Source organism: Ectobacillus panaciterrae DSM 19096 (genome assembly GCF_000430785.1).
Lineage (GTDB): Bacteria > Bacillota > Bacilli > Bacillales > Bacillaceae_G > Ectobacillus > Ectobacillus panaciterrae.
Genome location: NZ_AUMR01000113.1, coordinates 1 through 10545 on the forward strand (window position 1 = coordinate 1; position 10545 = coordinate 10545).

10 protein-coding genes, 5 tRNA genes and 1 pseudogene are annotated in these 10545 nt (G+C 41.0%); 14 read left to right on the forward strand and 2 right to left on the reverse strand.

Going from position 1 to position 10545, the window contains the following annotated elements:
- Window positions 1-3: 3 nt before the first annotated feature.
- From H540_RS0119805 to H540_RS0119865, 13 genes and pseudogenes are all read left to right on the forward strand, one after another.
- Window positions 4-88: transfer RNA gene (locus H540_RS0119805), tRNA-Tyr, on the forward strand.
- A 124-nt stretch (window positions 89-212) separates the two neighbouring features.
- Window positions 213-287: transfer RNA gene (locus H540_RS0119810), tRNA-Gln, on the forward strand.
- 3 nt (window positions 288-290) lie between these two features.
- Window positions 291-363, forward strand: a tRNA-Lys gene (locus H540_RS0119815).
- A gap of 6 nt (window positions 364-369) precedes the next feature.
- Window positions 370-444, forward strand: a tRNA-Gly gene (locus H540_RS0119820).
- A 4-nt stretch (window positions 445-448) separates the two neighbouring features.
- Window positions 449-524, forward strand: a tRNA-Ala gene (locus H540_RS0119825).
- Between the two features lie 116 nt (window positions 525-640).
- A pseudogene (locus tag H540_RS34795) lies at window positions 641-781 on the forward strand (glycerate kinase); the annotation flags it as partial.
- 369 nt (window positions 782-1150) lie between these two features.
- Window positions 1151-2050 carry an arginase gene (rocF, locus tag H540_RS0119835; RefSeq protein WP_028402094.1) on the forward strand — a complete coding sequence of 300 codons (900 nt, stop codon included), beginning with the start codon at window positions 1151-1153 and terminating at the stop codon, window positions 2048-2050.
- A gap of 369 nt (window positions 2051-2419) precedes the next feature.
- Window positions 2420-3241 (forward strand): diadenylate cyclase CdaA, encoded by an 822-nt coding sequence (gene cdaA / locus H540_RS0119840; RefSeq protein ID WP_028402095.1) that lies wholly within the window; start codon window positions 2420-2422, stop codon window positions 3239-3241.
- Complete coding sequence (locus tag H540_RS30360) at window positions 3234-4478, forward strand: CdaR family protein (RefSeq protein WP_051317207.1); 1245 nt, start codon at window positions 3234-3236, stop codon at window positions 4476-4478. The genes cdaA and H540_RS30360 overlap by 8 nt, the downstream gene beginning before the upstream one ends.
- 28 nt (window positions 4479-4506) lie before the next feature.
- The gene (glmM, locus tag H540_RS0119850; RefSeq protein WP_028402096.1) at window positions 4507-5853 is read left to right on the forward strand and encodes a phosphoglucosamine mutase; all 1347 of its coding nucleotides are present in this window, start codon (window positions 4507-4509) and stop codon (window positions 5851-5853) included.
- Window positions 5854-6118: 265 nt separating this feature from the next.
- A complete protein-coding gene (locus tag H540_RS0119855; RefSeq protein ID WP_155891088.1) occupies window positions 6119-6340 on the forward strand; it encodes a hypothetical protein in 222 nt (73 codons plus the stop codon).
- A gap of 15 nt (window positions 6341-6355) precedes the next feature.
- Window positions 6356-8158: a glutamine--fructose-6-phosphate transaminase (isomerizing) gene (gene glmS, locus H540_RS0119860; protein ID WP_028402098.1), complete on the forward strand. Its 1803-nt coding sequence runs from the start codon at window positions 6356-6358 to the stop codon at window positions 8156-8158.
- Between the two features lie 239 nt (window positions 8159-8397).
- Window positions 8398-8916, forward strand: a complete 519-nt coding sequence (locus H540_RS0119865) for a GNAT family N-acetyltransferase (protein ID WP_028402099.1) — start codon at window positions 8398-8400, stop codon at window positions 8914-8916.
- A 324-nt stretch (window positions 8917-9240) separates the two neighbouring features.
- Here H540_RS0119865 and H540_RS34095 read toward each other — a convergent pair whose 3' ends face one another.
- Both H540_RS34095 and H540_RS0119875 read right to left on the reverse strand, forming a co-directional pair.
- Window positions 9241-9399, reverse strand: a complete 159-nt coding sequence (locus H540_RS34095) for a hypothetical protein (protein ID WP_028402100.1) — start codon at window positions 9397-9399, stop codon at window positions 9241-9243.
- A 274-nt stretch (window positions 9400-9673) separates the two neighbouring features.
- Complete coding sequence (locus tag H540_RS0119875; protein WP_028402101.1) at window positions 9674-10123, reverse strand: S1 domain-containing RNA-binding protein; 450 nt, start codon at window positions 10121-10123, stop codon at window positions 9674-9676.
- Window positions 10124-10318: 195 nt separating this feature from the next.
- On the opposite strand from H540_RS0119875, the gene H540_RS0119880 reads away from it, so the two are divergent.
- The coding region (locus H540_RS0119880) for a hypothetical protein (RefSeq protein WP_028402102.1) at window positions 10319-10545 on the forward strand (227 nt) is incomplete at its 3' end.

A 10545-nucleotide genomic window follows, 5' to 3' on the forward strand; every position in this document is an offset into this window, starting at 1 on the left:
TTCGGAGGGGTAGCGAAGTGGCTAAACGCGGCGGACTGTAAATCCGCTCCCTCAGGGTTCGGCGGTTCGAATCCGTCCCCCTCCACCATTTTCATAAAAACGGACAAGCTGAAGAAAATAGACTCGTAAGGGTTTGTTTTTTAGGTTTATGAGGTTTTGTAGAGTACACTTCGATGTGAATTCTGCGAAGCAGATTCATGAAATGATATTAATGGGCTATAGCCAAGCGGTAAGGCAACGGACTTTGACTCCGTCATTCGTTGGTTCGAATCCAGCTAGCCCAGCCATATGAGCCATTAGCTCAGTCGGTAGAGCATCTGACTTTTAATCAGAGGGTCGAAGGTTCGAGTCCTTCATGGCTCATATTTTGCGGAAGTAGTTCAGTGGTAGAATACAACCTTGCCAAGGTTGGGGTCGCGGGTTCGAATCCCGTCTTCCGCTCCATATTGGGGCCTTAGCTCAGCTGGGAGAGCGCCTGCTTTGCACGCAGGAGGTCAGCGGTTCGATCCCGCTAGGCTCCACCAACTACATACACACAATAATTCGCTGTAAATCCGGTTATGGATTTACAGCTTTTTTTGTTTTTGGATAATCCTTTCCTTTCTTTGGGATAATACAAGCATAAAGGGGATTGAGCATTATGCGGATTGTAATAGCACCAGACTCCTATAAAGAAAGCATGGCTTCTATAGAGGTTTGCAACGCAATTGAAGCTGGATTTCGAGAAGTATATCCTAGTGCGGAATACTTTAAAATTCCAATTGCTGATGGTGGAGAAGGACTGTTCCATCGTTAACAGATGCTGTCGTATATGAACATGGCATAGATGCAGTATTCAGTGTTGTTCCAAGTATTGTAAGTCTGGAAGAAGCGCTTCAGACCGGGCGAGAGAATGTCTGGTCTGAAGCGTAATATAGCTATGATTTGGCAATTGGGAAGTAAGTCATAAAGAAAAGGTGCCGCTTGTGCAGAGGTACCTTTTCCCCTTTTTTATGTAAGAATTTATACATTTTTTTCTTATTAGGTATAGATATACTAAATATTTCATAAAAAATCATAATGCATATAATGTATATATATTCATAAAAATGTCGAGTTGAGTCAAGTGTAAAAAACATTTAAAATATTTAGTGAACAGGGGGTTATAAACATGACAAAGCAAATTTCTATTATTGGTGTACCAATGGATTTAGGACAAACTCGACGCGGTGTAGATATGGGGCCAAGTGCAATTCGCTATGCCGGTGTCGTTGAGAGAATTGAGCAGCTGGGATATGATGTGGAAGATTTGGGAGATATTGTAATCGAGCGTCCAAAACGGAATACATCTGGGGAGAACCCTAAGCTGAAAAACTTAAATCAAGTTGTAGAAGTGTGCGAAGAACTTGCTGAAAAAGTAGATGATGCAATAGAGCGTAGCAGTTTTCCTCTCGTATTCGGAGGCGACCATAGCATTGCGGTAGGAACGCTTGCAGGAATTGCGAAGCATCGTAAGAATTTAGGTGTCATTTGGTATGATGCACACGGTGATTTAAATACGGAAGAAACATCTCCGTCTGGAAATATTCACGGCATGTCACTTGCGGCAAGCCTAGGATATGGTCATCCGCTGTTGACAAACTTATACGGGGCTTATCCTAAGGTGAAAAAAGAAAATGTTGTCATTATCGGTGCGCGCGCTTTGGATGAAGGAGAGAAAGAATTTATTCGCCAAGAGGGCATTAAAGTATTTTCTATGCATGAGATTGATCGTATGGGTATGGCAGCAGTTATGGAAGAAGCAATTCGTTACTTATCCCATACAGACGGCGTACATTTATCCCTTGATTTAGATGGTTTAGATCCTCACGATGCACCAGGTGTAGGAACGCCGGTTATCGGAGGCTTATCATATCGAGAAAGCCATTTGGCAATGGAAATGCTTGCTGAGTCAGGCATTATCACATCTGCAGAATTTGTTGAAATTAACCCAATTTTAGATGAAAAGAATAAGACAGCTATTACAGCGGTTGCCTTAATGGGTTCGCTGTTTGGAGAAAAATTAAAATAAAGCAGCCTAGGCTGCTTTATTTTAATTTTAAGGCAAGGAAATAGAAGATTTTCTTTTATGTTCGGTCTGCCCCTTAAAGATTTCGTTTTTCTTGAAAGATAAGTATAAAAATTCCGCGCCAATGCTCTCTATTCCTTTTTTCTGTTTGCGACTGTTCGCAGTATACAGCCCAAACCTATATACTGAGTAAAAAGATGCAGGGGAGGGCGCTCTGACCGTTACTATACTCGGCAGGCGCACTATGCCCATCTAAAAAGGATCGGGCGGTTTTTGCCCGGTTTTTCTCACCCGTTTGTAATTGTGATACATATAATGTATGTTATAATGAATTAGTTATTGTAAATATATACTGATGGAGGAAGGGTAAGAATGCCTGAAGATATGACTGTGTTCTTAAACTATCTCAGCAATATAGTAGATATAGCCCTTGTGTGGTTTGTTATATATAAGCTGATTATGCTCATTCGAGGAACAAAGGCAGTGCAGCTGTTAAAAGGCATTACGGTTATTATTGTAGTTCGCATCCTCAGCTCGCTGCTTCGACTACATACGCTGGAATGGCTAATGGATCAAGCCTTGACATGGGGATTCCTAGCCATTATTATCATCTTTCAGCCGGAATTGCGCCGTGCATTGGAGCAGATCGGCCGCGGAAGTCTCTTTTCAAGAAGCGGTATGCAGGAAGAGACGGAGAAGGAGAGCGTTGTGAATGCGATTGTGAAAGCAACGGAATATATGGCAAAACGCCGTATCGGAGCGCTCATTTCTACGGAGCGTGAAACAGGTATGGGCGATTATATTGAAACGGGAATCTTTATGGATGCGCAAGCATCTTCCGAATTGCTGATTAATATTTTTATACCAAATACACCGCTTCATGACGGTGCGGTTATTATGCAAGGCGACAAGATTAAAGCAGCAGCTTGTTATTTGCCGCTTTCTGAAAGTGCGTTCATCTCAAAAGAACTTGGCACAAGACACCGTGCTGCGCTAGGAATTAGCGAAGTGACGGATAGTTTGACAATTATTGTGTCGGAAGAAACAGGGCAAGTCTCTCTTACGAAAAACGGCGAGCTGCATCGGGATTTAAAAGCAGATCGATTAAGAGAACTGCTTATGCAAGAGCTGAGTACAAACGAAAAAGTCTCTTCTTCATCTTTATGGAATTGGAGGAAAAGACGTAATGGATAAATTAATGGACAACCATTGGTTTTTAAAGGGGCTTGCGTTATTGCTGGCTTTGATGCTGTATATGTTTACCAGTTTGGATAAACCGTCAGAAAGCAGTGGAATTACTGCTTCCACTGGACTTCCTGTAGGAGAAACAACAGAAACGCTATCTAATGTTGCAGTAGCAGCTCATTATAATCAAGAAGAATATGTTGTCACAGGTTTGCCAAAGTCTGTCACGCTTACGCTAGAAGGGCAAAGCAACTTAATTACTGCTACAAAAATAAACCAGCAATTCGAAGTATACGCCAATCTTAACGGCTATCAGCCTGGGGTGTATGATGTGATGCTGCAATATGAAGGAATTAATGATAAGGTAAAAGTGAAAATCCTGCCTGCTAAGGTAAGGGTAACAATTGCTAAGAAAATTAAGAAGGCATTTCCAGTAGAAATAGGCTTTATAAATAGCAACAAAATGAAAGAAGGCTATATGACTGACAAAACTGCTGTAAAACCAGCGCTTGTAGAGATTTCCGGCACTGAGGCACAGCTTGAGAAAATCAGCTTAGTAAAAGCTTATATTGATTTAAAGGGAGCCGATCAAACGATAACGAAGGAAACAAAAGTCGTCGTATATGATAAAGATGGAAATCCTTTAGATGTACAAGCAAATCCTTCAACTGTAACCGTAACGGTTCCCATCATTACTCCAGAAAAGAAAGTTCCTGTCAATGTCACACGGCAAGGAACGCTGCAAGAAGGAGTAACGATTACAAATATAACAGTAGACCCAGAGCAAGTAACGCTGTACGGGCCAAACGATGTGCTGAGTAATATTCAATCCGTTGATGGGGTTGTAATAGATTTAGATAAGGTAACGAGCAGTACAACATTTGATGCACCGATTGTTCTTCCAAAAGGAGTCACAAAAGCTTCTCCTGATAAAGTAAAAGTGACAGTTCAAGTTCAGAAGCAGGAAAGGACGTCGTTCTCTGATATTCCCTTGCAGGTACTTGGTTTAACAGATGCTTTCAATGTTAACTTCCTAGATCCACAGAGCGGCAAGGTGAATGTAGATGTAGTGGGAGAATCCAGTGTCATCAGTAAGCTCGCTGCTTCTCAAATTCAAGCATCTATAAATGTACAAAATTTGGCTCCAGGTACGTACGATGTACCGATCCAAATCAACAGTCCTAATAATGTGACCTTAGAACTGAAGCAAAAAAATGCGAAAATTGAAGTTGTAAAGAAAAGCTAAGTGAATGAAATAAAGGAGCGATTAACATATGGGAAAATATTTTGGTACTGATGGTGTTCGAGGTGTTGCCAACAGTGAATTAACACCGGAGTTAGCTTTTAAGATTGGGCGATTTGGAGGATACGTTCTGACAAAAAACACAGAGCGTCCGAAGGTTTTAATCGGTCGTGACACTCGTGTATCAGGCCATATGCTCGAGGGAGCTCTCGTTGCCGGACTGTTATCAATTGGAGCTGAGGTTATGCGTCTTGGCGTCATTTCTACTCCTGGCGTAGCGTATTTGACAAAAGCTCTTGGAGCGCAAGCAGGTGTTATGATTTCTGCTTCTCATAACCCCGTTCAAGATAATGGCATTAAATTTTTCGGTCCAGACGGATTCAAGCTGTCCGATGAGCAAGAATATGAAATTGAAGAGCTGTTGGATAAAGAAATCGACGAACTTCCTCGCCCCGTAGGCGGAGATCTCGGGCAAGTAAACGATTATTTTGAAGGTGGTCAAAAATATTTACAATACTTAAAACAAACAGTGGACGAAGATTTCTCCGGCCTACATGTAGCTTTAGACTGCGCACATGGCGCAACATCTTCTTTGGCGCCGTACTTGTTCGCTGATTTAGAAGCGGATATCTCTACAATGGGTACATCGCCAAATGGCGTCAACATTAACGAAGGTGTCGGATCTACACATCCGGAAGCGCTGGCTGCATTTTTAAAAGAGAAAGGTGCGCATGTCGGTCTTGCATTTGACGGCGACGGCGACCGCTTAATTGCAGTGGATGAAAATGGAGACATCGTAGACGGCGACCAAATCATGTATATCTGTGCAAAATATATGAAGGAAACCGGCAGATTAAAATATAACACAGTGGTTTCGACGGTTATGAGCAACTTAGGCTTCTATAAAGCCGTAGAAGCGAATGACATCAAGAGCGCGCAAACTGGAGTCGGCGACCGCTACGTAATGGAGGAAATGAGAAAAGGCGGCTATAACCTTGGAGGAGAGCAGTCCGGTCATATCATCTTCCTTGATCACATTACAACAGGGGACGGCATGCTAAGCGCCATTCAGCTTGTAAACATTATGAAAGCAACAGGTAAGCCGTTATCTCAGCTCGCAGGAGAAATGAAGAAATTCCCGCAGCTGCTTGTAAACGTTCGTGTTACTGACAAAAAGCAAGCACTCGAAAATGAGCGTATTCAAGAGGAAATTCGTGCCGTTGAAAAAGAAATGGATGGAAATGGCCGCGTACTTGTTCGTCCATCCGGTACAGAGCCTTTAATTCGCGTTATGGCAGAGGCGCCTTCACAAGAATTATGCGCACAATACGTAAATCGTATCGTGGATGTTGTAAAATCTGAAGTAGGTGCTGAGTAAGGCGCATATTTTTGCCTGATATTATGTACAAGAAGCACATTCCAAGCTTCTTGTGCATATATTTTTTTATCCGTAATAAATTTTAATTGACGTTCAAACGCCAGTTAGGGTAAGATTAGTTTGTTCTTTTTCTCATTTTAGGATATATAAAGCGCCAGAACTACATAGGTAGTTGACGAGGAGGAGTTTTATCGAGATTTCGGCGGATGACTCCCGGTTGTTCATCACAACCGAAAACTTGTGCTTAAATCATGAAGGTGACTTTGTGGACAAAGGCAGAAGTGTGATGAGAGGAAAAGGACGGGACGAGTTACGGATACAACCTAACAAGAGAGAGGAAGGTGAAGCCGTTACGGGCTTACGAAGGCTAGCAAACCGCTGCAGGAAAGTACCCGTTACTGGAACGCTTGCCCCCGTTGTCTTATTACAGAAAATGGTCGGAAGAAAAGGTTTTAGGGAGAGGTTTTTGTTAGAGGTAGTAGCTTAAAACGGCGAAACAATTATGTGTGGAATCGTAGGATTTATTGGACAACAAGATGCGAAAGAAATTTTATTAAAGGGATTGGAAAAGCTTGAGTACCGCGGCTATGATTCAGCTGGTATTGCTGTACAAGCTGAGCAGGGCGTTGTCGTTTTTAAAGAAAAAGGACGCATCGCAAGGCTTCGCGAAATCGTAGACACGACTGTGAGCGCAAGCGTTGGCATCGGTCATACACGCTGGGCAACACACGGCGTGCCAAGCAAGACAAACGCGCATCCGCACCAATGCGAATCAAAGCGTTTTACGCTTGTACACAACGGCGTAATTGAAAACTATGAGCTATTAAAGAACGAGCACTTGCAGAATATAGCATTCGCAAGTGAAACAGATACGGAAATTATCGTTCAGCTTATTGAAAAGCATGTTAACGAAGGCTTGGACGTAGAAGAAGCATTCCGTAAAACGCTGACAATGCTTCACGGTTCTTATGCACTGGCGCTTCTTGACAAAGAAAACAAGGAAGTTATCTATGTAGCAAAGAACAAGAGCCCGCTTCTAGTTGGGGTTGGTGACAACTTTAACGTAGTAGCAAGCGATGCAATGGCAATGCTGCAGGTAACAGATCAGTATATTGAACTGATGGACAAAGAAATGGTGCTTGTAACAGACAACAGCATCACGATTAAAAATCTTGCAGGTGAAACGATCGAGCGTGCACCATACACAGCGGAATTGGATGCAAGTGACATCGAAAAGGGCACATACCCTCACTTCATGCTGAAAGAAACTGATGAGCAGCCATTGGTAATTCGCAATATCATCCAAAAGTACCAAAATGAAAATGGTGAAATCGAGCTTGCAGAAGACATCCGCAATGCCATTTTAGAAAGCGACCGCATCTACATCATAGCATGCGGAACAAGCTATCATGCTGGATTGGTAGGCAAGCAGCTTATCGAACGCTATGCAAAGGTTCCGGTAGAAGTACACGTAGCGAGCGAATTCTCCTACAACATGCCGCTTCTGACTGAAAAGCCGTTCTTCATCTACATTTCACAAAGCGGCGAAACAGCAGACAGCCGTGCCGTACTTGTACAAACGAACGAAATGGGTTACAAAGCATTAACAATCACAAACGTACCAGGCTCTACATTATCCCGTGAAGCCGACTATACATTACCGTTACATGCAGGTCCAGAAATCGCAGTAGCTTCTACGAAAGCATACACAGCACAGATTGCAGTGCTTGCAATCCTTGCGACGGACATCGCGAAAGCCAAAGGTCACACATTAGGCTTCGACCTGACGCAAGAACTGGCTTTAATTGCAAACGCAATGGAAGTGCTGTGCGGCCAAAAAGAAGAAATGGAAGCAATCGCACGCGAATACCTTGCGACAACACGCAACTGCTTCTTCATCGGACGCGGCGTAGACTTCTACGTAGGTCTTGAAGGCGCATTGAAGCTAAAAGAAATTTCTTACATCCAAGCAGAAGGCTTCGCAGGCGGCGAATTGAAGCACGGTACAATTGCCTTAATCGAAAACGGCACACCAGTTATCGCCCTTGCGACACAAGAGCACGTAAACCTTGGAATCCGCGGCAACGTGAAAGAAGTAGCAGCACGCGGTGCGAACCCGTGCATCATCTCCATGAAAGGCTTGGAAATGGAAGGCGATCGCTTTGTATTGCCGGCTGTACATGAAGCACTATCTCCATTAGTATCCGTAGTACCGCTTCAATTGATTGCGTACTATGCGGCACTGCATCGAGAATGTGATGTTGATAAGCCTCGTAACTTGGCGAAGTCGGTTACGGTGGAGTAAGAGGGATATATAAAATACGCGGTGTTGTTGATTTAAAATAAAGATTGATAATTTAAAATAAAGTTTGACAAAAACCCTATATTAATATAGGGTTTTTCTTTTGACTCTTAAACTTCATCTGTATTGTTCAATTAAAGGGCCATTTTATGGAATAACACTTATTGAGCTAACTGGGAGTTGAAGAAAGAATGTTATAATAAATTTTATTATTTTACTGTTTTGCATTGGGGGCACTTAACTTGGAAATTAGAAAAGCAAGTAAAGAAGATATAAAGGGCGTATCAAGAGTTTATGTTGATAGTTGGAGGACTACTTATCGTGGTCTAGTACCTGACGATTATCTGGACGAATTATCGTACGAAGATGCAGAAAAAAGATGGATTGATTTTTTAAATAACGAAAATGAACCTTTTATTTATGTTGCAATTAATGATACAGGGAAAATTATAGGTTTTGCATCAGGTAAAAGTATTGTTGAGAAGAATTTTGATGGAGAACTATATTCGCTTTATCTCTTACAGGAATGTAGAGGATTAGGTGTTGGTAGGCAGCTTGTTTCAGCTGTTGCTAAGCATTTTAAAGAAAAAGGTATTTATTCTATGATGGTTTGGGTAATGAAACAGAATAAATCTGGACTTGGTTTTTATGAACGTATGGGAGGAAAAGAATATATTCATAGGACTAGTACGTTTGGAGGAACAGTGGTAGAGGATGTTGCGTATGGCTGGAAGGAGATCTCAGAATTATGTGTTGAGTAAGAGTAACAAGGATTTACACGCGTGTACCCTGTTTAATTAACGGGCGCTTTAATTGAAAAAGGATTACAGAAATGATCAAACTTTTTTATAAATGAATAATTCAATTGAATATAGTAAGAGCGTGTTTTGATTAATCTTTTTTCAAAACATGCTCTTTCTTTTTGTTCGTTTATCAAGGTTATTAATTTTAATTTGATCAAGCATTATTCTAAAGCAACATTTATTTGTAACTTTTTGTTTATTTGTTGGCATTATTTTAAAATGGGGTTCCACCAAGAAAGATTTTTTTACCGATAAAATAAAAAAGAGCCTACGCTTCTTTTCTCATTTATCTAACCAAGCCAAGGGAACATCTTGTTCTCCTGATATCTCGAATTTAATTTCTCCATCTTCTTCATAGATTCTTTCTATAATTGGAATAGTAATCATTTGTTTTTCTTTTTGTCTTCGCTGTCTTTCTGCATTGAAATCAATAACATTCATGCTGTGTGTTCCTTTCTAATCATGTTCTCAACAAAAGTAAAAGCACTCATATCGAGTGCCTTACTTTGAATTGGACCACCAATATGTATTTATGAGACTCCCATCTCAATGCATATTCTACTATATTGATTCCAAATTTTCATTTAAGAAAATGGCTCTGTTAAACTTTGATGTTGTTTTTGTATGTCTTAATGAACTAAAGTGGTTTGAGTTATATAAAGAAGGCAAGCCAGTTTATACAGGCTTATGATAAATTATTAAAAAACGCAGCAGGTTATCCGCGTCTTCCGCCTCTACCACCCCGTTTTGTTTCGGTGCTACGTTTGAGGGTAGATAAATTCTCTTCACTAGTCTTTAAAAAACGAGATATTTTATCTTCGAAACTTTCCTTTGGTTGGAAATTGCTTTTTGCACGGAAGTCTTTGGAACGGCTATCAGCTCTTCCCTGGCGTGGTGGACGTTGGGAATAAGAAGAGGTCTGTCTTTCGGGTCTATCTATAGCTTTTTTGATGGATAAAGAAGTTTTTCCGTCTTTCTCACTAATCACTTTTACTTCAACCTGGTCGCCTACTTTGAGATGGTCATTAACGTCTTTTACATAGCTATCCGCTACCTCGCTGATATGCACAAGACCTGTTGAGCCTCCAGGTAATTCTACGAATGCTCCAAAATTAGTGATGCCTGTTACTTTACCTTGTACCTTGCTGCCTACTTCGATTGACATAAAAAAATGTTCCCCCTCAATAATGTTAAAAACACTTTATTATAACAAATTGAGGGAAATAATATCAATTGGAGTTATTTTCTTCTTTTTATTTTGAGATAGTCAAAAATCAACACTATTATTTAACTAATCCTTTTTTTGGAAAAAGGTCCATTTCTTATGGTAGGTCATTCTTTTGGAGGGATGATATCACGGATGTTTGTCAGCAAATATCCTGAAGAATCAGCTGGAATGGTATTAGTAGACTCTTCTCATGTAGATCAAGAATTAGAATTTTCCAAATGGCAAGTGTATATGGCGAAGGGATTAAAAGAAACAGGAATCATTCGGATAGCTGGTGATTTGGGTTTTTTACCTATTCATGAAAAGCTCTCATCCCAAGATATAGCAGTTGATTTCTTTTATAATAAGGTGCATAACGC

Excerpts from the sequence above, each read along its gene's own strand:
- rocF (WP_028402094.1), top strand. The coding sequence starts at position 1,151 with ATGACAAAGCAAATTTCTATTATTGGTGTACCAATGGATTTAGGACAA.
- cdaA (WP_028402095.1), top strand. The coding sequence starts at position 2,420 with ATGCCTGAAGATATGACTGTGTTCTTAAACTATCTCAGCAATATAGTA.
- H540_RS30360 (WP_051317207.1), top strand. The coding sequence starts at position 3,234 with ATGGATAAATTAATGGACAACCATTGGTTTTTAAAGGGGCTTGCGTTA.
- glmM (WP_028402096.1), top strand. The coding sequence starts at position 4,507 with ATGGGAAAATATTTTGGTACTGATGGTGTTCGAGGTGTTGCCAACAGT.
- glmS (WP_028402098.1), top strand. The coding sequence starts at position 6,356 with ATGTGTGGAATCGTAGGATTTATTGGACAACAAGATGCGAAAGAAATT.
- H540_RS34095 (WP_028402100.1), bottom strand. The coding sequence starts at position 9,399 with ATGAATGTTATTGATTTCAATGCAGAAAGACAGCGAAGACAAAAAGAA.
- H540_RS0119875 (WP_028402101.1), bottom strand. The coding sequence starts at position 10,123 with ATGTCAATCGAAGTAGGCAGCAAGGTACAAGGTAAAGTAACAGGCATC.